Genomic DNA, 19,895 nt, shown 5'->3' with positions numbered 1-19,895 from the left:
GCATGCACATGCATGGGCCAAGGGCGCGCACGGCGCCCCTGCCCTGGCTCAGGCGCCGGCCGCCGCAGGCACGCGGGCCAGCACCTCCAGCACATTGCGGGCCGCGCCCACGCCCATGTTCACGTAGGCATCGCCGGTCACGCCGCCGATATGGGGGCTGAGCACGAAGTTCCTTTCGCCCTGGAACGGGTGGCCGGCCACCATGGGCTCCACCGCAAAGCTGTCCAGCCCTGCGGCCGCCACCTGGCCCGAGCGCACGGCGGCCAGCAGCGCGGCCTCGTCGATCAGGCCGCCGCGTGCGGTGTTGACCACGATCACGCCGCGCTTGCAGGCCGCCAGCGTGGAGGCGCCGAGCATGCCCCGGTTTTCCTCGGTCAGCGGGCAGTGCAGCGAAATCGCGTCGGACTCGCGCCAGATGGTTTCCAGGTCCACGGGCTGCACGTAGGCGGGCAGGTTCTTTGCGAAGGGATCGAAGCCGATCACGCGCATGCCCAGCGCATCGGCCATGCGCGCAAAGCGCAGGCCGATGGCGCCCAGCCCCACCAGGCCCACGGTGCGCCCGCCCAGCTCCAGGCTCTTGTGCGTGGCCTTGTCCCAGTGGCCTGCGTGCATGCGGGCGTCCAGCGCCACCACCGACTTGGCGCAGGCCAGCAGCAGCGCGAGTGCCTGCTCGGCCACGGCCGCCGCATTGGCGCCCGCGGCGGCCACCACGGCAATGCCGCGTTCGGCGGCGGCCGCCTTGTCGATGGTGTCCGTGCCGCTGCCGTGCTTGGAGATCACGCGCAGCGAGGGCGCCGCGTCCATCACGGCCGCGCCCACCTTGCCGTAGCGCAAGATGATGGCCACGGGATCATGGGCGCGGCACAGCGCAACCAGGTCCTCTTCGGTGGGCGTCTTGCCCGCATAGACGATGTCGTGCCGGGCCAGCAGGTCCAGGGCCTGTGGCGCCAGATCGGCGCCGGTGACGATGACGGTGCTCACAGCGATTCCCCTTCCTTGAGCACGCCGGCCGCGCGCAGGGCCGCGGGCAGCCACTTCGATGCCGTGTCGCCGCGCGCAATGGCCTCGATGCGGGCGGCCTCGTCGGCCACCTTCTTCACGGCCAGCTCCAGCATGGCGGGTGCCTTGGCGCGCTCGATGACGACCACGCCATCGGCATCGCCCACCACCAGGTCGCCCGGGTGAACTGTCGTGCCACCAGCGCAGATGGCGTGGTTGATGCGGCCCGGCACGAACTTGGTCGGGCCCGCGGGATTGAAGCCTGCGCTGAACACGGGGAAGTCCAGCTCCAGCAGCTCCAGGCGGTCGCGGATGGCGCCGTCCACGATGACGCCGGCCAGGCCCAGCTTCTTGCAGGCGCTGAGCATCAGCGTGCCCATCAGCGCGGCGGTCTGGTCGCCCTTGCCGTCGATGACCAGCACGTCGCCGGGCCGGGCCAGCGCGATGGCGGCGTGGATCATGAGGTTGTCGCCGGGACGCACCTCGACGGTGAAGGCCGGGCCGGCCACTTTCATGCCCTGGTGCACGGGCGCCACGCGCGAATGCATGGTGCCGCGGCGGCCCGCCACGTCGGCCAGGATGGCGGCCTGAAAGCCGGCTGCGCGCTGCACGACTTGGGCGTCCACGCGCTCTATGTCACGGATGATTTCTGGGAGTTGGCTCATGATGGTCCAGTGAGATGAGGTGAAGGAAAACAGAAAGATGTGCGCGCGTCAGTCGGCCTTGATGCCGGCCTCGCGGATGAGTTGGGCCCACTTGGCGGAGTCGGATTTCTGCAGCTCGCCCAATTGCCGGGACGTGCCGCCGACCAGGGTCACGCCCAGCCGCTCGGCCAGTGCCACGACGGCCGGGTCCCTGAGCGCCAGGCCGATCTCCTGGTTCAGCCGCTGCACGATGGCGGCCGGCGTCCTGGCCGGCGCAAAGACGGCCTGCCACTGTTCGACCACGAAGTCGCCGATGCCGGCTTCGGCCATGGTGGGCACATCAGGCAGGGCCTTCAGGCGCGCCGCCGAGGTCACGGCCAGCGCACGCAGCTTGCCGCCCTGCACATGGGGCAGCGCCGCGGCCACGGGGGCGAACATGAACTGCACCTGGCCCGCCAGCGTGTCCTGCAGCGCGGGCGTGTCGCCCTTGTAGGGCGCATGGATGAAGCGCACGCCGCCCTTTCTTTGCAGCAGCTCGCCCTGCATCTGCAAGATGGTTCCGCTGCCGCCCGAGGCAAAGGCCAGCTGGCCCGGCTGCGCCTTGGCGGCGGCCAGCAGATCGGCCACCGACTGGAAGGGCTGGGCCGCGCCCACCACCAGCAAATGGGGAATGGTGCCGATGGTGATGACGGGCTCGAAGCCCGCAATCGGGTCATAGGGCAGCTTGCCCATGAGGTGGGGCGCGATCGCCTGCGGGCCGATGGAGGTGCCCAGCAGCGTGTGGCCGTCCGGCGCCGCCTTGGCCACGTAGGCCGCGCCGATGGTGCCCGTGGCGCCCGCGCGGTTGTCCACGATCACGGTGCTGCCCAGGGCCTTGCCCAGGTGCAGTGCCACCTGGCGGCCCAGCACATCGGTGCTGCCGCCGGGCGGATAGGGCACGACCCAGGTGATGAGCTTGCCTGCCGGCCATGCGGGCTGCGCGTGGACGGCGGCGCTGCACAGCGGCCCCAGCAGGGCGGCGCCCCCTGCGGCCAGCAGGGTGCGGCGCGTGGGATGGAAGGTGTTCATGGTTTGTCTCCTGCTTGTGTGCAATGCAATGGCGGCGCTGCGGTCTCGAAGCCGTACAGCGCCCGCGGGTTGTCCACCAGCACGCGCCGCAGCGTGGCGGCACCGCCGGCATGGGAGGTCCAGTCGGCCAGGCGGTCGATCTGGCGGGCGTCATCAGGCAGGGGCTGCATGCCTGCCGAGGCGCTGACATGCGGCCAGTCGCTGCCCCAGAGCACACGCTCGGGCGCGCAGCGCAGATAGCTGGCGGCCAGGGCGTCCAGCGCCGGGTCTTCGACCGACTGCAGCGCGCTGACGATGTAGCCGCCGGACAACTTGACCCAGGCCCTGCCACCCTCCAGCAGCTCCAGCAGCAGCGCATGGCCCGCATGGCGCCCCGCCTGCTCGGGGGCGATGCGGCCGAAGTGGTCGAACACCAGCGGCACCGGCAATTGCCGCAGCACGCCGGCCAGCGACGCCAGCAGGTCCGGCGCCATCAGCAGTTGCAGATGCCAGCCCAGCGGCGCAATGCGGCGGGCCAGCGGCACCAGCAGCTCGGCCGTGCCCGTCACGCCCAGCGACAGGTTCAGCCGCACGCCGCGCACGCCCAGGCCGTGCAGGCGCTGCAGCTGGTCATCGCTTTCGCTGCCATCGATCACGGCCACGCCCCGCGCCTGCGGGCCGAGGGCGGCCAGCCCGTCCAACATGCAGCGGTTGTCGCTGCCGTAGGTGGACGGCGTGACCAGCACGCAGCGCGAGGTGCCCAGGCGCCGCTGCAGTGCGCGGTAGTCGCCGGCCGAGGCGTCGGGCGGCAGCAGCCGCGCGCCCGGGGCTGCCGGGTAGCGGCCGTCATAGACATGCACATGGCAGTCGCAGGCATCCGGGGGCAGCACGGCACGGGGCCGGGCGCTGCCCTGCGAGAAACGGACGGGCACGGCAAGGCTGTCGCAGTCCATGGCGAGATCTCGATGGAGGAAAGGAAGGGAGGTGGGAGCGAGAAGGAAGCGAAAGGGCTGGCGCCCCTGCCCCGGGCTCAGTCCAGGCTGGCGCCCGAGTCCTTGACGATGCGTGCCCAGCGCGGCACCTCGGCGCGCAGCAGCGCGGCGAACTTCTCGGACGAGCCGCCCAGCACCTCGCCGCCTTCGGAGCGCAGCTTCTCGGCCACCTCGGGCACCAGCAGCGCATCGTTGATGGCCTTGTTCAGCTGCTGCACGATGGCCTGGGGCGTCCCGGCCGGCGCCAGCACCCCGAACCAGGTGACGGCCTCGAAATCCTGGTAGCCGGACTCGGCCAGCGTGGGCGTCTGCGGCAGCTGGGCGGAGCGCTTGAGCGAGGTGACCATCACCGCGCGCAGCTTGCCGTTGCGCACCTGGCCCAGCAGCGTGGGCACGGCGGACATGTAGAAATCGATCTGCCCGCCCACCAGGTCGGTCATGGCCTGGGCTGCGCCCTTGTAGGGCACATGGCGCAGCTTGATGCCGGCCGCGTTCTCGGCCAGTTCGCCGGCCAGGTGCGCCACCGTGCCGTTGCCCGGGTAGCCCAGCGTGAGGCCGTCGGGCTTGGCCTTGGCGGCCTTGACCAGGTCGGCAAAGGTCTTGTAGGGCGAGTTGGCCGGCGCGGCCATGACGATGGGCGCGGAAGCCACCAGCGCCACGGGCACCAGATCCTTCAGCGGGTCATAGGGCAGCTTGGCGTACAGCGAGGGGTTGATGGCCAGGTTGCTGGTCTGGCCCATGACCAGAGTATGGCCGTCCGGCGCGGCCTTGGCCACGGCGTCCACGCCCAGGTTGCCGCCGGCCCCGGGCCGGTTGTCCACCACCACGGTCCACTTGTTGTGGTCCGCCAGCCGCTGGGCCACGGTGCGCGCGATCATGTCCGTGCCGCCACCGGGCGGAAACGGCACGACCAGGCGGATGGGCTTGCGGGGATAGGCGTCCTGGGCCTGGGCAGCGCCCATGGGCACGATGGCGGCAACGCCGACCAGGACGGCAAGAAGGCGTGCGTTGAGGCAACGCGAAAGCGAGGGAATCGGCATGGCGGTTTGTCTCCGTTTGTTGTGTCCAACGCCCGCATGGCTGCGGTGCGTGGGACGAACTTTATGAAAACGTTTCAACCTATACAATGCTGTTTCATACAGCGCAACCAATTGCATGCCTTGCACCATGAACAAGCCCCCCAGCACCCCTTCCCCGGCGCAGCCACCCGATGACAAGGCCAGCGCGGCCAAGGACGGCGGCGTCATCGCCGTCACGCGTGCCTTGCAGCTGCTTGGCGCCTTCGCCCTCGGGGAGTCGCACCTGTCCCTGGCGGAACTGAGCCGGCGCTGCGCGCTGCACAAGACCACGGTGCTGCGGCTGGCGCGCACGCTGGCGCAGTCGGGCTTCATGGTGCAAAGGGACGATGGGGACTGGCGCCTGGGCCCGGCCGCTGGCTGGCTGGGTGCGCGCTACCAGGCGGGCTTCGATGTGCAGAACGTGCTGGAGCCCGCGCTGCGCGCGCTCACGCAGGCCAGCGGCGAGAGCGCGGCCTTCTATGTGCGCGAAGGCAATGTGCGCACCTGCCTCGTGCGCGTGGAAGGGCCGCAGGCCCTGCGCCACCATGCGCGCATGGGCGAGGGGTTGCCGCTGGACCAGGGCTCGCCGGGGCGCGTGATCCTGGCGTTTTCAGGCGAGCCGGGGCCGGTGTACGAGCAGATCCGCCAGCGCGGCTACCACTGGTCCATCGGCGAGCGCGAACAGGGCGTGGCCACGGTGTCGGCGCCGGTGTTCGGCATGCACTGGCGGCTGATGGGGTCGGTGTGCATCTCCGGGCCGGCATCGCGCCTGCCCGAGGCCCGGCTGGAAGCCATGGCGCAGACGGTGGTGGCGGCGGCCAACCAGCTGTCCTATGCGCTGGCGGGCAGCGCCAGCACACAGGCCCCCGTGGTGCGCGCCAGCCAGTGGCATCCCTGAGAACCCCTTCCGGGGCGACGCCCCGAAGGTGGATGGCCGCTTACTGCAGCGCGCCCATGGGCAGGGCGATGGGCTTGCCGTTGAGCGTGACCTGGCCGGCCTGCATCTTGAGCGCGCTGACCAGCTTGTCGCCTTCCAGGCGGGCATAGCCCGTGGCCTGGGCCATGCCCAGCATGCCTTCCACATCCTCGGCCGAGACATCGGGCTTGCCCGATGCCTTGATCAGCGGCTCCAGCCAGGCCTTGGGTAGGCTGGCATTGGCCTGCAGTGCCGAGGTCTTGAGCAGCGCCGGCATCCAGCCGGCCTGGGCGACCTGCTCCTGCGTGGGCGCGCTTTGCACTTCGGCGCCGTACTCCAGGTGGCCGGTCTGGCCCTGGTAGGTGGCCTGCAGCTTCATGGAGTAGGCCGGCAGGGCCGCCACCAGGCGCGGGGCGTTCTGCATCAGCACGCCCATGCCCTGCTCTTCCAGCGATTCCAGTGCCTTGGCCAGGCCCTCCTTGCGGTAGCCCTCGACCATGACGCGCTGGAAGCCGCGCAGCGCCTCGATGTCCAGGCGCTGGATCTTTTCCTCGTAGCCCACGGACTCGAAATCGATGGGGCCGATACGGCCCGTGCCCTTGACCTGGGTGGTCATGCCCAGCGTGGTCTTGTCGGACTCGATGACCGAGCTGCCGTCCACGTTCTTGAGGTCCAGCAGCGTCTTGGCCTCGCCGCCTTCGGCGGGCGTGCTGCTCATGCCGAAGCGGGCGATGCGCACGCTGGCCTTGCCGGGGCCCAGGCCCCACAGGCCGTCGATGACCTTGTTCTCGAAGCTGCTTTCCAGGCCCGTGAGCACGATGCTGGTGCGCTCCACCGGCGCTGCGGCCGGCTGGGCAGCGATGGCCTCGTCGTTGTCGGATTCCTCCTCCTCGCCCTCTTCCTCTTCCACGCCCATGGACTTGTCGCGGCTGGGCAGGCCCAGCAGGGCCACCTCGGGCCAGCGCCAGGTGCCCTTGACGCTGCCACCGCCCAGGGCCGTGTCCAGCACCATTTCCTGCCAGCGCATGGTGACTTCGTTGTCGCCCATCTCGCCTGCAGGCAGCAGCAGGCGCACATCCTGGCCGCCCGTGAAGTGGTGCACGCTGGTCAGCGTGGGAGCGACAGCCTTGGCCAGGGTCTGGCGGCTCTTTTCGTCCAGGCCGTCGAGCGCAAAGCGCGTCTCCGACACCGCTGCCGCCAGGCGGCCACCGGCCAGCGGGCCGTGGCGCACCGTGGTGTCCACCACCAGGCGCACGGGCTTGGGGGCGGCTTCTGCGCCGGCGTCTGCAGCGGCGGGCGCATCGGCCTCGCCAGCCGCAGGCCACTGCAGCACCAGCTTGGCCTGGGACGACAGGAATCCCTTGTGGTATTCGTCGGTCACGACGGCCTTCTCGCCCAGCACCTTGCGCAATTCGGCCACGGCATCCTTGTAGCCGGACTCGGCCCTTTGGCCCGTATACCAGGTGGTTCCTCCATAGGCCACGACGGCCAATGCCACGGCAGCAGCCACTGCGGTTTTCTTGTTGCTCATTGTGAATATCCCGTGATGAATAAGACCCTCCCCCTCGGGCGGGCCGCGCGACTGTATCAGTTCGGCGTTTCACCATGCATCGGCAATGGGCTGCGCATTGGCCCGCCTGCACCTTGTGCGGTGGTCCCCTATGGGCGCAAGGCGTTGCCCAGCCCTTGCCAGGCCTTGTCTCCAGCGGCTTTCAAGGATTGGGACCTGGGCATTGCATGCGGGCAGCAGGCATGCGGTTTTTTCAATTGCTTACCTTTTCCGGACACGATTGGCATACCAATTGAATCCATGGAGAACGCTATGTCTCCCCAGATATGGTGCGAATGCACCTTTGCCCTCTTTGCCCTTTTTTGTCGGCTTGCCTGAATGCAGTCCCGAAAGCCAGCAATGACCGCACTCACCCGGCCTGCAACAGAAATGGCAGGGCCGCGTCCAGCAGTGCATCGGGCGCCTCCTCGGCAATGTAGTGCCCGCAGGCCAGCGGCCGGCCGCGCACATCGTCGGCCACGAGCTGCCACTCGCGCAGCGGATCGAAGCAGCGGTGCACCACGCCCTCCTCGCCCCAGAGCACCAGCAGCGGCATGGACAGCCTGCGCCCCAGCCGGCGGTCCTCGCGGTCATGATTCAGGTCGATGCCGGCCGAGGCGCGGTAGTCCTCGCACATGCCGTGCGCGCTGCCCGGCAGCGCCAGGCAGCGCTGGTACTCGGCCAGCGCCCGGGGATCGAAGGGCGCCAGGCCGGCGCTGCGCCGGCCCATGATCTCGCGCACATAGGCGGCGGGGTCGGCCTCGATCAGGCGCTCGGGCAGCGGCGCGGGCTGGATCAGGAAGAACCAGTGCCAGTAGGCGCGCGCAAAGGCCTCGCCGGTCTGCTCGTACATGGCCAGCGTGGGCGCAATGTCCAGCAGCACCAGACGCTGCACGCTGGCGGGATAGTCCATGGCCAGCCGGTGCGCCACGCGCGCGCCCCGGTCATGCGCCAGCACGCTGAAATGCTCATGGCCCAGCCGCGCCATCAACCGCAGCAGGTCGCGGGCCATGGTGCGCTTGCTGTAGCTCACATGCTCGGGATCGCCGGCCGGGCGCGAGGAGTCGCCATAGCCGCGCAGGTCGGCCAGCACCACGGTGAACTGCTGCGCCAGCCGGGGCGCGACGCGGTGCCAGATGGCGCTGGTCTGCGGGTGGCCGTGCACCAGCAGCAGGGCCGGCCCCTGGCCGCCCACCCAGGCGTTGATCTCCACCCCGTCATCGACCGTGATGCGCTGCTGGCGCAGGCCCGGCATCCATGGATCTGTGTGCATCCCGGAGATTCCTTCTACGTTGTTCATGACTGTCAGCCTGCCATGCTAATCAGTAAACCAGGCTGCATAAATAGCAAAATATTGCATTGATCCATCAGTTCAATTTACGAATCAACCTTCCACCGCATCCACCATGGACGGCTTTTCCGACCTGCGTTTCTTCTCGCTGCTGATCCGCGAAGGCAGCCTGGCCGCTGCGGCCCAGCAGATGGGCGTGACGCCGCCCGCCGTCAGCCGCCGCCTGTCCTTGCTGGAGCGGCGCCTGGGCGTGCGCCTGCTGCAGCGCACGACACGGCGCATCCACCTGACGCCCGAGGGCGAAGCCTACCTGCTGAACGGCGCGCGCATCCTGGCCGACCTGGAGGCGCTGGAGCGCAGCATCTCGGGCACGCGCGCCACGGCGCGCGGCCCGCTGTCCATTGCCTGCACACTGGGCTTTGGCCGCCAGCGGCTGGCGCCCGCGCTGTCGGCCTTTGCGCGCGCCTATCCAGAGGTGCAGGTGCAACTGCAGCTGACGGACAGGCCCGTCAACCTGGTCGAGCAGGGCTTTGACGCCGTGGTGCGCTTTGGCGCCCTGCCCGACTCCGCCCTCACCGCCCGCCTGCTGCTGCCCAACCGCCGCGTGCTGTGCGCCGCGCCCTCCTACCTCAACGCCCATGGCGAGCCACGCCAGCCTGCGGACCTGCAGGCCCACCGCTGCATCGTGATCCGCGAGAGCGACGAAACCTATGGCAGCTGGCGCCTGAGCCGCCGCACGCGCCAGGGCCTGAGCGAGCACAACATCAAGGTCAACGGCGTGATGAGCACCAACGATGGCGCTGCAGCCCTGACCTGGGCACTGGACGGCCACGGCATCCTGCAGCGCTCGCTCTGGGACGTGGCCGCGCCGCTGGCCGCAGGCGCGCTGCGCGAGGTCCTGCCCCAATGGCAGCTGCCTGCGGCCGACATCTACCTGGTGCACGCCACGCGCAGCGAGATGTCGGCCCGGATCCGCGCGCTCACCGGCTTTCTGGGTGACTGGTTTGCACAACGGCCTGAGCCGGAGATGGCGCCCGCCTGAGCCCGGGCGCAATCTGCAACCTCGGCGGCAGGCAGGCTGTCATGCGCGTTCACCCCGCGCAGCGCAGGCCATGCGAACATGGCCCGCAACGACAACCACCACACCCAGGAGACAAGACACATGGCCACCGCCCGCTACCCCCAGCCCGAACTGTCCAGCCTGCCCGAGGACATCCGCACCCGCATCCTTGAAGTGCAGGAAAAGGCCGGTTTCATCCCCAACGTCTTCCTGGCCTTTGCGCGCCGCCCTGCCGAGTGGCGCGCCTTCTTCGCCTACCACGATGCGCTCATGCTCAAGGAAGAAGGCAGCCTGACCAAGGGCGAGCGCGAGATGATCGTCACCACCACCAGCGCGGCCAACCAGTGCCTGTACTGCGTGGTGGCCCACGGCGCCATCCTGCGCATCTACGAAAAGCAGCCCTACGTGGCCGACCAGGTGGCCGTCAACTACCGCAAGGCCGACATCAGCGCCCGCCAGCGCGCCATGCTGGACTTCGCCATGAAGGTCTGCGAACGCAGCCATGAAATCTGCGAGGCCGACTTCGAGGCGCTGTACCCGCATGGCTTCGACGACGAGGACATCTGGGACATCGCCGCCATCACCGCCTTCTTCGGCCTGTCCAACCGCATGGCCAGCTTTGCCGGCATGCAGCCCAATCCCGAGTTCTTCCTCATGGGGCGCGTGCCGCGCGAGAAGAAGTAGGCTGGCCGACATGCGCTCCCTGGCGCGCAGCAGCACCCTCGACCAAACCCCGGCATATCTCCCCCACCTGCCCCACGGCCCCCAGCAGGCGCGGCGTGGGCTCGTTGGCGCAGTTCAGCCGCAGGTGGTTGGGCAGGTCCGAGCGCGATGAGAACAGCGGGCCGGGGCTGACGCCAATGCCCAGCTCCAGCGCGCGGCGGTGCACCTCCAGTGCATTGACCTGGCGCGGCAACTCCACCCACAGCAGAAAGCCCGCGCGCGGGGCCGAGACACGGGTGCCTGCGGGAAAGCTGGCCTCGACCCTGGCCGTGACGGCCTGCACCCCGGCCTGCACGCGGGACTTGAGACGGCGCAGGTGCCGGTCGTAGTCGCCGCTGGCCAGCACCTCGCTCACGGCAGCCTCCAGCAGCGGCGCACCGGCCCAGTCGCCCGCCAGGCGCACCTGCAGCACCTGGGCATGGAAGCGGCCCGCCGCAATCCAGCCCACGCGCCAGCCCGGCGCCAGGGTCTTGGACACGGAGCCGCAATACAGCACGTTGCCGCTGCCGTCGAAGGCCTTGCAGGCCGGCGGGCGCTGGCCGTCGCCTGCAAGGTCGCCATAGACATCGTCTTCGATCAAGGGAATGCCCGCCCGCTCCAGCAGCGCCACCAGGGCCTGCTTGCGCTCCACCGGCATGCTGGCGCCCAGCGGGTTCTGCACGGTGGGCGATGCCAGCACGGCAGCCGGCCGGTGGCGGGCAATGGCCTCGGCCAGCGGCTCCAGCAGCAGGCCTTCGCGGGGATCGGTGGCAATCTCCAGCGCCTTCAGGCCCAGGTCCTCCAGCAGCAGCAGGCTGCCGAAATAGGCGGGCCGCTCTACGGCCACGACATCGCCGGGCTTGCACACGGCGCGCAGGGCCAGCCGCACGGCCTGGGTGGCGCCTGCCGTCAGGACCAGGTCGTCGGGGCCGAAGCGCGCACCCCATTGCGCGGCCCGGGCCGCGATCTGGCCGCGCAGGTCGGCGCGGCCCGGCGGCATGCTGTAGGTCTGCCCGTGAGCGTCCAGGCGGCGCCCGGCGGTCTGCAGCGCGCGCTGCAGCCGGGCCGTGGGCAGCCAGGCCGGATCGGGCAATGCCGCACCCAGCGGGATCAGGCGCGTGTCGGGACTGCTGAACAGCGAGCGGGCCAGGGCCGACAGGGTCACGGGCACGGGGCGCGACGACGGGCGGGACGCCTGCAGCGCCGCGCCGCCGGTTGCCTGCCGCACAAAGTAGCCCGAGCGCGGACGCGCGACGATCAGGCCCTCGGCCTCCAGGCAGCGCAGCGCCTCCAGCGCGGTGGGCAGGCTGACCTGTTCGCGCTCGGCCAGGCTGCGGGCGGAGATCAGCCTGTCGCCGGGGCGCAGTGCGCCGCAGGCCAGCGTCTCGCGCAGGGCCTGGGCAATGCGGCGGTACTGGGGCAAGGGTTCGTTGTTGGTGGGCATGCCAATCTGTACAGGTCAGTTTTCTTGGATTCTGCTTATACAGGCATTGGCTGCCCGGATTTATCGTTGCAGCCATCAAGCAACCCGAGGAAACCCATGCAAGCCAGCAATTTCGATCTCCAGGCCTATTTCCGCCGCATCGGCTTCAGTGCCGGTGACTCCGCCAAGGCCGATACCGCCACCTTGCATGCGCTGATGCGCCACCAGTTGTTCGCGGTGCCTTTCGAGAACCTCGACGTGCAGGCCGGCAAGATCGTCTCTCTGGTGCCCGAAGACATTGCGGGCAAGATCCTCGGCGGCGCCCGGGGCGGCTACTGCTACGAGGTGAACGGCCTGTTCGCCATGGCGCTGCAGGCCCTGGGCATTGCCTACCGCTTTGTGGCGGCGCGGCCCATGTTCTATCCGGCCCGCCGGCCCCGCACCCACATGGCCCTGGTGGCCGAGGTCGAGGGACGGCGCTGGCTGTGCGACCTGGGCTTTGGCAGCTACGGCATACGCGCCCCCATGGCCCTGGACGTGCTGGACACCGAGGTCCGCCAGGACGGCGACACCTTCCACCTGAGCCTGGACGACCAGGGCGAGTACCTGCTGCAGGCCCGCGTGGACGGTGAATGGGCCAACCAGTACGCCTTCAACCTGTCGCCCCAGGAATGGGTGGATTTCGCCCCTGCCAACTACCTGAACTCCACGCACCCGGACGCCATCTTCGTGCAAAAGCGGGTGGTGGTGCTGCACCAGCCGGCCGGCCGCATGATCCTGGTGGGCGACGCGCTCAAGACCATCACGGCCAGCGGCACCGAGACCAAGCAGCTGGCGCCTGATGAAATCCAGCACGCGCTGGGCAGCCTGTTCGGGCTGGCGACCGAGCGCCAGGCAGCTGCCGTGGGCTGACCCTCTAAGCTCGGCGGGTCGAATCCCGCTCGATCAGCTCGAACCCCAGGTCGAACGCCGAGCGCCCGGCACTGTGGCCCTTGCAGCGTGCCAGCACGAGTTCGGCGGCCAGGCGGCCTATGCCCGGCCCGTCCACATGCACGGTGGTCAGCGACGGCAGCAGATGGGCCGCGAAATCGGCATTGCCGAAGCCCGAGACGGCCAGGTCCACGGGCACGCGCAGGCCGCGCGCCTGGGCTTCCACCAAAATGCCGTGGGCCAGCATGTCCGAGCTGCAGACCACGGCCTGCAGATCAGGCTGCTGCGCCAGCAACTGGCCCAGCGCCTGCCGGCCCAGCTCCAGGCTGCCGGGCGCGGACACGGTGACCGTGGGCACCTCGCGGCCCCAGGCTGCAAGAAAGCCCTCGCGCCGCTGCTGGGCCCGGTGGTCGCTGCCCGTGGCCATGCCCACGCGCTGCAGGCCGCGCGAGAGGAAATAGCCGGCCAGCGCGCTGCCCACCTTCAGGTGGGAAAAGCCCACCACCATGTCCAGCGGCCGGTCGCTGAAGTCCCAGGTTTCCACCACGGGAATGCCGGTCCTGCGCAGCCGCTCGCGCGCCTTGCCGGACTGCACCAGGCCCATCATCACAATGCCGTCGGGCTGGCGCCCGATCATGGCGTTGAGCACCTCCTCCTCGCGCTGCTCGTCGTAGAAGGTCTGGCCCAGCAGCAGCTGATAGCCCTCCTGCGCCAGCGTGGCCGTCAATGACTGCACCGTGGGCAGGAACTGCGACACCGACAGCGCGGGCACCACGCCGGCCACCATACGGCTGCGGCGGGACTTGAGCCCGCCGGCCAGCAGGTTGGGGATGTAGCCCGTGGCCTCCACGGCCTGGCGCACGCGCTCGCGCGTCTTCTCCGAAACGATGGAAGGATTGCCCAGGGCGCGCGAGGCCGTGATCAGCGAGACGCCGGCCGCCTCGGCCACGTCGTGCAGCGTGGCGGGCCTGGGGGGTGTGGGTGTGTTCATGGGCAAGCGCGATAGCGGGCTGGTATCGGGGACGGGCCTGAAGATAGCAGACCGCCCTCAACGCACGGGCGCCAGGCCTGCCCTGCATCGCAGAAATCGTGATTGACAGCCAAAATGACAACGATATCATTTTGCTGAAAGCGCAAATCCTTGCATCTACAAAACGGCATCGGCGCTTTTTCATTTCCCCGGAAATGACAACGATGTCATTCACAAATCAGGAGACAAGATGAATCACATTCTTCGTGCCATGGCGCTGGCCCTGGCCGCGCTCACCGCCTTTTCTGCATCGGCCCAGGCCTGGCCCGACAGGCCCGTGACCCTGGTCGTGCCCTTCCCCGCCGGCGGCTCCACCGACCAGGTCGCGCGCGCCGTGGCGCCCAGGCTGGGCGAGAAGCTCAGGCAGTCCTTCGTGGTGGAGAACAAGGCCGGCGCCACGGGCACCATCGGCGCGGCCTTCGTGCAGCGCGCGGCGGCGGACGGGCAGACCTTTCTCGTCACCTCGCTGGGCCCGCTGGTCATCGTGCCCCACCTGATCAAGAACCTGCCCTACGACGCGCTCAAGGACTTCGACCTGATCACCGTGGCCGTGCAGTCGCCCAACGTGCTGGTCGTGCCCGCAAGCTCGCCGCACAACAGCGTGGCCGACGTGGTCGCCCACCTCAAGGCCCATCCGGGCAAGATGAGCTTTGCCTCGGCCGGCCACGGCTCCAGCGACCACCTGACGGCCGAACTGTTCTGGCAGCAAACGGGCACCCAGGGCGTGCACATCCCCTACAAGGGCGGCGCGCCCGCCCATGCCGACCTGATCGGCGGCCAGGTCGATGCCTCGTTCCAGAACATCAATGCCGTGATACAGCACATCCGGGCCGGCAAGATGCGCGCCCTGGCCGTGACCAGCCCGCGCCGCTCGCCCGTGCTGCCGGACCTGCCCACGCTGGCCGAGGCCGGGGTGAAGAACGTGGAGGTCGCCTCCTGGCAGGCCATCGTCGCGCCCAAGGGCCTGCCGCCTGCGCTGCGCGACAAGGCGCATGCGGCCTTTGTCGAGGCGCTCAACGATCCCCGGGTGCGCGAGCAGTTCGTCTCCATCGGCTACGAGATGGTGGCCGGCACGCCCCAGCAGTTCGCCGAGTTCCAGCGCCAGGAATACGCGCGCTGGAAGTCGGTCATCGAGGCCGGAAAGATCAGCATCGACTGATGCCTGCCCCAGTCCTTTTCCCAACCACCGCACTCCCGCAGCCATGACCTCTTCCGCGCTCTCCGAAACCACCAGCCAGGACCGCATCCAGTGGATACGCCTGTCGTCCTGCTACCTCCCCCTGGCCCGGCCCATCAGCGATGCCAAGGTGCTCACGGGCCGCCAAAAGCCCATGACCGAGGTAGCCATGCTGTTCGCCGAGATCCAGACCCGCGACGGCCACCGGGGCCTGGGCCTGAGCTACGCCAAGCGCGCAGGCGGCCCCGGCCAGTTCGCCCATGCCAGCGAGATCGCGCCCTCCCTGCTGGGCGAAGACCCCAGCGACATTGCGCGGCTGTGGACGCGCATGTGCTGGGCCGGCGCCTCCGTGGGCCGCAGCGGGCTGGCCGTGCAGGCCATCGCGGCCTTCGACGTGGCGCTGTACGACATCAAGGCGCGCCGCGCGGGCCTGTCGCTGTCCAAGCTGCTGGGCTCGCAGCGCGAATCCGTGCGCTGCTACAACACCTCGGGAGGCTTTTTGCACACGCCGCTCGATGAACTCAAGCGCAACGCCAGCGCCTCGCTGGAGCGCGGCATTGGCGGCATCAAGCTCAAGGTGGGCCAGCCCGACTGCGCGCTGGACATACGGCGCGTGGAGGCCATGCGCGCCCACCTGGGCGATGCCGCGCCCATCATGGTCGATGCCAACCAGCAATGGGACCGCCCCACGGCCCAGCGCATGTGCCGTGTCTTCGAGGAATTCAACCTGGTCTGGATCGAGGAGCCGCTGGACGCCTACGACCACGAAGGCCACGCCGCGCTGGCCGCGCGCTTCGACACGCCGATTGCCACCGGCGAGATGCTGACCAGCGCCGCCGAGCACGGCGATCTCATACGCCACCGCAGCGCCGACTTCCTCATGCCCGACGCGCCGCGCGTGGGCGGCATCACGCCCTTCCTGCAAATCGCCGCCCAGGCCGAACTGGCCCACCTGAGCCTGGCGCCCCACTTCGCCATGGAACTGCACGTGCACCTGGCCGCCACCTGCGCCAACGAGCCCTGGGTGGAACACTTCGACTGGCTGGAGCCGCTGTTCAACGAACGCCTGGAAATCGCCAATGGCCGCATGCTCGTGCCCACGCGCCCTGGCCTGGGGCTGAGCCTGAGCGAGCAGGCGCGGCGCTGGACGCGCGAAAGCGTGGAGTTCGGGGAGAGGGGCTGAGGGCGGCTGCGAACGGCTGAGGGCCTGGGTACACCCGGTTCCCCAGGCCTTTCACATATATTGATTGGCTAAATGGAGTGGATTGTGGACAGCCAGACCAAGACACCGGCTGCGCATGCCGGGCCGGGCCAGTCGACCATCACAACCTCAACAGACGAAATTTGGGAGCTGACTTGATGCGCGCGGCCTTGCTTCTTTTGGTTCCAGCCATCGCCGGATGCACCCCAGACACGAATCCCGCAGGTGGCGCTCGCACGCAAGTGCAGCGCGACGTTGAAAGCTATGCCATCGCAAGCTGCCTGACCCAACAGACTGAGCCCTATCTCAAGGACCAAGGAGATGCCTGGGCATCCGTTGTCGTGCAGCGCATGCACGGGGATATCGAAGTGCTGGCGGGCATTGCCGAACAGGTGCAGAGGGAGAACACCAAGGGCGCCAACGGCGATATGGCCGTCATGCGCGACGAAACCCGTCCCAGGCAGGGCAAGCCATTGCCCGTGCTGCACTGTGGCGAGGTGATCGACCGGCCCGCCGTGCGCGCTGCGATTCAAAAGGCGATTGCGGCACTGCGCCCGTCCTACGAATCCAGGTAGGCCAAGCCGTTTCCCGAAAATCCGGGTTGGAGGCGGGCAACCAGCCCCTACCCATCCAGCCCGTACTTGCGGATCTTGTCGTGCAGCGTGGTCTTGGGGCTGCCCAGGGCTTCGGCCGTGCGTGCCAGGCTGCCGCCGTGGCGGCGCAGGGCGTCGGCGATGAGGGCGCGCTCGAAGGCCTCGACGGTGGCGGACAGCGGCCGGGGCGCGGTGTCCTGCGCGGTGGTGCCGGCCGGCTGGCCGAAGGGGGGCGAGCCGGCCTCGATGCCCAGCACCGTGCGCTCGGCCACGTTGCGCAGCTCGCGCACGTTGCCGGGCCAGTCATAGCCCAGCAACTGCTGCACGCGCGCGGTGGTCAGCTCGGGCACGGGCCGCTGGTGGCGCGCCGCGCCCTGCAGCGCGAAATGCTCGAACAGCAGCGGCACGTCCTCGCGCCGCTCGCGCAGCGGCGGCAGCGAGACGGTGGCCACGTTCAGGCGGTAGTAGAGGTCGGCGCGGAACAGGCCTTGCCGGCTCAATTCCAGCAGATCCACCTTGGTAGCCGCGATCACGCGGCAGTCGATGGGGATCAGGGTGTTGGAGCCCAGGCGCTCCAGCACGCGTTCCTGCAGCACGCGCAGCAGCTTGATCTGCATGGGCACGGGCATGCTCTCGATCTCGTCCAGGAACAGCGTGCCGCCGCTGGCGTGCTCCAGCTTACCGATGCGCTTCTTGCCCGCGCCGGTATAGGCGCCGGCCTCGCTGCCGAACATTTCGCTGTCGAACAGCGTGTCGGGCAGGCCGCCGCAGTTGACGGCCACGAAGTTGCCATCGCGCCGCGCGCTGGCCTCGTGCAGGCAGCGCGCCACCAGTTCCTTGCCCGTGCCGGTCTCGCCCTGGATCAGCACATCGGCCGCGCTTTGCGCCAGCCCCGTGAGCATCTGGCGCAGCTGGCGCATGTTGGGCGCGCGGCCTATCAGCCGGTGCTCCAGGCTGTCGCGCTGGTCCAGCTGCTGGCGCAGCGCCCGCACTTCCAGCACCAGGCGGCGGCGCTCCAGGGCGCGGCGCACGGCGCCGACCAGGGTTTCGGGGGCGAAGGGTTTCTGGATGAAGTCCTGGGCGCCGTCCTTCATGGCCTGCACGGCCATGGAGATGTCGCCGTGGCCGGTGATCAGCACCACGGGCAGCTCGGCATCCATGGCCACCAGCTCGCGCAGGAAGGCCATGCCGTCCATGCGCGGCAGCCGGATATCGCTGACCACGATGCCCGCGAAGTCGCGCGACAGGCGCCGGCGCGCCTGCTCGGCGCTGCCCACGCTTTCACAGGCGATGCCTTCGAGCTGCAGCGCCTGCTCGCAGCCGAGCACGATGTCGGGGTCATCCTCGATGATCAGGACTTTGAGGGCGTCGGTCATGGTGTGTCGGCAGAGGGTGTGGAGGGAGCCAGGGCCAGGCTCAGCGTGAAGACGGCGCCGCCGCCCGGATGGTTGCTGCCCGTCAGCGTGCCGCCGCATTCACGCACGATGCCGGCCGACAGCGCCAGCCCCAGGCCCAGGCCCACGCCCTCTTCTTTGGTGGTGAAAAACGGCTGGAACAGATGGGCCTGCGCCGCTTCGCTCAGGCCCGGCCCGTGGTCGCGCACGGTGACCTGGGCGCGGCCATCGGCCACGGCGCAGGCCAGCTCCAGGCAGGGCGCGGGCTGGCCGCGCATGGCGTCCAGGGAATTGTTGATCAGGTTGATCAGCACCTGCTCGATGCGGTTGCGGTCGCACCAGGCCACGGCCTCGGGCACGCCGTCATCGCGCAGGATGCGGGCGCCGGTCTCGGCCACGCGCGACTCCAGCACGGCCAGCGCATTGTCCAGGGCACGCGCCAGCGACACGGCCTGGCTGGCGCCGCTGGACTTGCGCGCAAAGTTGCGCAGCTGGCCGGTGATGCGGCCCATGCGGTCGGCCAGCTGCGCCATGCGCTCCAGGTTCACGCGCGTGGTTTCGGTATCGCCGCGCTCCAGAAAGCGCTGGCTGTTGCCGGCCAGGGTGCGCAGCGCCGTCAGCGGCTGGTTGAGTTCATGGGCCACGCCCGTGGACAGCTGGCCTATCACGGCCAGCTTGCCGGCCTGCACCAGTTCGTCCTGGGCGGCGCGCAGCGTGGCCTCGGCGTGGGTGCGCTCGGCCACCTCGGCCTGCAGCGCCTCGTTGGCGGCCGACAGGTCGGCCGTGCGCTGCTCCACCTTGCGCTCGAGCTCGTCGTGCGCGGCCTGCAGCGCCTCGCGCGCGGCCAGCCGGTCGCGCAGGTGGCGGCGGCGCTCGTTGACCATCATGGCCAGCAGCAGCACAAAGGCCGCGCCCACGGCCGCGGCCAGCGCGCGGCTCTGGGCCAGCTGGTCGACCTGCTCCAGGTGCGAGAGCACGGTGATCGTCCAGGGCGTGCCCGGCAGCTGGCGCGACTGGGCCAGGAAGCGGCCGCTGACCGGGTAGACCGAGCCTGGCGATTCCTCGCCATGGCGGGCAATGCGCACCAGACGCGCGCCCTGGCCCAGGTCGCGCAGCACCTGCAGGCCCAGCGGCTCCAGCGCGCGGCGGTTGTACTGGCGCGTGTGGTCGAAGGCGGCGCGCGTGCCCTCGTCCAGCGTGCGCAAGGTGGTGAATTTCCAGTCGGAGACCGTGCCCAGGATGACGACGCCGTTCTCGTCGCCCACCAGCACGGGCGCCTCCACCGTGGACCACGATTGCTCCAGCTGGTCCAGGCTGACCTTGACCACGGCCACGCCCAGCGTGTGGGTGTCGTCGCCCAGGGTGGAGGCCAGGTAGTAGCCGGGCTCGCCGCGCGTGGTGCCAATGCCGAAGAAGCGCGCGCTGCCCGTGGCCATGGCCGTGCGGTAGTAGGGGCGAAAGCTCAGGTCCTCGCCCAGGTAGCTGTCGGAGCGCCGCCAGTTGCTGGAGGCCACGACATGGCCGCGCGCATCGACCAGGTAGGCGGTCAGCGTGCCCGCGCGGTCGTTGAGCTGCTCCAGGTAGGCGTTGACGCGGTTGGTGAGCTGCTCGTCGCCGGGCTCGGCCAGCAGCCTTTGCACATTGCCTTCCAGTGCCAGCACGTCGGGCAGGAAGGCGTACTTGCCGATCTCGCGCTGCAGGCTGGCGCCGTACAGCTCCAGCCGGTGCATGCCCGTGGCACGCAGATCGGCGATGCCCAGCCGCTGCGCCATCAGGTACGCACCCCAGCCGCTCAGCCCGCTCAGGGCAAGCCACAGCAAAAGCAGGATGAGCTGGCGCAGGGGGCGGCGGGCGGGCATGGTGAAGGCACCAATGTTATCAGTGCCCCC

At 69.5% G+C, this 19,895-nt stretch carries 18 protein-coding genes; 7 read left to right on the top strand and 11 right to left on the bottom strand.

Going from position 1 to position 19,895, the window contains the following annotated elements:
* Positions 1-48: 48 nt before the first annotated feature.
* The 5 genes from HFGMBDPB_RS10000 to HFGMBDPB_RS09980 all read right to left on the bottom strand — a co-directional run bounded on the left by HFGMBDPB_RS10000 (position 49) and on the right by HFGMBDPB_RS09980 (position 4,722).
* On the bottom strand, positions 49-981 hold the full coding sequence (locus tag HFGMBDPB_RS10000) for an NAD(P)-dependent oxidoreductase (RefSeq protein ID WP_212645341.1): 933 nt from the start codon (positions 979-981) through the stop codon (positions 49-51).
* Complete coding sequence (locus tag HFGMBDPB_RS09995; protein WP_016451551.1) at positions 978-1,664, bottom strand: RraA family protein; 687 nt, start codon at positions 1,662-1,664, stop codon at positions 978-980. The genes HFGMBDPB_RS10000 and HFGMBDPB_RS09995 overlap by 4 nt, the downstream gene beginning before the upstream one ends.
* A gap of 48 nt (positions 1,665-1,712) precedes the next feature.
* Positions 1,713-2,711 (bottom strand): Bug family tripartite tricarboxylate transporter substrate binding protein, encoded by a 999-nt coding sequence (locus HFGMBDPB_RS09990; protein ID WP_212645340.1) that lies wholly within the window; start codon positions 2,709-2,711, stop codon positions 1,713-1,715.
* Complete coding sequence (locus HFGMBDPB_RS09985; RefSeq protein WP_209802459.1) at positions 2,708-3,643, bottom strand: amidohydrolase family protein; 936 nt, start codon at positions 3,641-3,643, stop codon at positions 2,708-2,710. Before HFGMBDPB_RS09985 ends, HFGMBDPB_RS09990 begins: the two co-directional genes overlap by 4 nt.
* A 77-nt stretch (positions 3,644-3,720) precedes the next feature.
* Positions 3,721-4,722 (bottom strand): Bug family tripartite tricarboxylate transporter substrate binding protein, encoded by a 1,002-nt coding sequence (locus HFGMBDPB_RS09980; protein ID WP_016451549.1) that lies wholly within the window; start codon positions 4,720-4,722, stop codon positions 3,721-3,723.
* Between the two features lie 127 nt (positions 4,723-4,849).
* On the opposite strand from HFGMBDPB_RS09980, the gene HFGMBDPB_RS09975 reads away from it, so the two are divergent.
* Positions 4,850-5,638, top strand: a complete 789-nt coding sequence (locus HFGMBDPB_RS09975) for an IclR family transcriptional regulator (protein ID WP_016451548.1) — start codon at positions 4,850-4,852, stop codon at positions 5,636-5,638.
* Between the two features lie 40 nt (positions 5,639-5,678).
* On the opposite strand, the gene HFGMBDPB_RS09970 is transcribed toward HFGMBDPB_RS09975, so the two are convergent.
* Positions 5,679-7,187, bottom strand: a complete 1,509-nt coding sequence (locus HFGMBDPB_RS09970) for a YdgA family protein (protein ID WP_016446273.1) — start codon at positions 7,185-7,187, stop codon at positions 5,679-5,681.
* A gap of 388 nt (positions 7,188-7,575) precedes the next feature.
* A complete protein-coding gene (locus HFGMBDPB_RS09965) occupies positions 7,576-8,478 on the bottom strand; it encodes an alpha/beta fold hydrolase (RefSeq protein ID WP_212645339.1) in 903 nt (300 codons plus the stop codon).
* A 133-nt stretch (positions 8,479-8,611) separates the two neighbouring features.
* Here HFGMBDPB_RS09965 and HFGMBDPB_RS09960 point away from each other — a divergent pair, with 133 nt between their 5' ends.
* The gene (locus HFGMBDPB_RS09960) at positions 8,612-9,538 is read left to right on the top strand and encodes a LysR family transcriptional regulator (protein WP_212645338.1); all 927 of its coding nucleotides are present in this window, start codon (positions 8,612-8,614) and stop codon (positions 9,536-9,538) included.
* A 120-nt stretch (positions 9,539-9,658) separates the two neighbouring features.
* Positions 9,659-10,240 carry a peroxidase-related enzyme gene (locus tag HFGMBDPB_RS09955; RefSeq protein ID WP_013801997.1) on the top strand — a complete coding sequence of 194 codons (582 nt, stop codon included), beginning with the start codon at positions 9,659-9,661 and terminating at the stop codon, positions 10,238-10,240.
* On the opposite strand, the gene HFGMBDPB_RS09950 is transcribed toward HFGMBDPB_RS09955, so the two are convergent.
* Entirely contained in the window at positions 10,209-11,702 is a 1,494-nt protein-coding gene (locus tag HFGMBDPB_RS09950) for an aminotransferase-like domain-containing protein (protein WP_212645337.1), read from the bottom strand. The two genes, HFGMBDPB_RS09955 and HFGMBDPB_RS09950, sit on opposite strands and share 32 nt — an antisense overlap.
* Positions 11,703-11,798: 96 nt before the next feature.
* Between HFGMBDPB_RS09950 and HFGMBDPB_RS09945 the strand changes: the two genes are divergently transcribed.
* Positions 11,799-12,593, top strand: coding sequence for an arylamine N-acetyltransferase family protein (locus tag HFGMBDPB_RS09945; RefSeq protein WP_212645336.1), 795 nt, complete (start codon positions 11,799-11,801; stop codon positions 12,591-12,593).
* Positions 12,594-12,597: 4 nt separating this feature from the next.
* Here the strand turns inward: HFGMBDPB_RS09945 and HFGMBDPB_RS09940 are convergent, their stop codons facing one another.
* On the bottom strand, positions 12,598-13,602 hold the full coding sequence (locus tag HFGMBDPB_RS09940) for a LacI family DNA-binding transcriptional regulator (RefSeq protein ID WP_046239660.1): 1,005 nt from the start codon (positions 13,600-13,602) through the stop codon (positions 12,598-12,600).
* A 229-nt stretch (positions 13,603-13,831) separates the two neighbouring features.
* On the opposite strand from HFGMBDPB_RS09940, the gene HFGMBDPB_RS09935 reads away from it, so the two are divergent.
* The 3 genes from HFGMBDPB_RS09935 (at position 13,832) to HFGMBDPB_RS09925 (ending at position 16,594) form a co-directional block, all read left to right on the top strand.
* Positions 13,832-14,800 (top strand): Bug family tripartite tricarboxylate transporter substrate binding protein, encoded by a 969-nt coding sequence (locus HFGMBDPB_RS09935; RefSeq protein ID WP_212645335.1) that lies wholly within the window; start codon positions 13,832-13,834, stop codon positions 14,798-14,800.
* A gap of 43 nt (positions 14,801-14,843) precedes the next feature.
* Positions 14,844-16,001 carry an L-talarate/galactarate dehydratase gene (locus tag HFGMBDPB_RS09930; RefSeq protein ID WP_133073556.1) on the top strand — a complete coding sequence of 386 codons (1,158 nt, stop codon included), beginning with the start codon at positions 14,844-14,846 and terminating at the stop codon, positions 15,999-16,001.
* A 176-nt stretch (positions 16,002-16,177) separates the two neighbouring features.
* A complete protein-coding gene (locus HFGMBDPB_RS09925; protein WP_082254733.1) occupies positions 16,178-16,594 on the top strand; it encodes a hypothetical protein in 417 nt (138 codons plus the stop codon).
* A 47-nt stretch (positions 16,595-16,641) separates the two neighbouring features.
* On the opposite strand, the gene HFGMBDPB_RS09920 is transcribed toward HFGMBDPB_RS09925, so the two are convergent.
* On the bottom strand, positions 16,642-17,988 hold the full coding sequence (locus HFGMBDPB_RS09920) for a sigma-54-dependent transcriptional regulator (RefSeq protein WP_017407471.1): 1,347 nt from the start codon (positions 17,986-17,988) through the stop codon (positions 16,642-16,644).
* The gene (locus tag HFGMBDPB_RS09915; protein ID WP_017407470.1) at positions 17,985-19,865 is read right to left on the bottom strand and encodes a sensor histidine kinase; all 1,881 of its coding nucleotides are present in this window, start codon (positions 19,863-19,865) and stop codon (positions 17,985-17,987) included. The genes HFGMBDPB_RS09920 and HFGMBDPB_RS09915 overlap by 4 nt, the downstream gene beginning before the upstream one ends.
* Between the last annotated feature and the right edge of the window lie 30 nt (positions 19,866-19,895).

Source organism: Delftia sp. PE138 (assembly GCF_018320755.1).
GTDB lineage: Bacteria > Pseudomonadota > Gammaproteobacteria > Burkholderiales > Burkholderiaceae_C > Comamonas > Comamonas tsuruhatensis.
The sequence above is the reverse complement of the archived record's forward strand: the minus strand, read 5'-3'. Positions and strand labels throughout refer to the sequence as shown.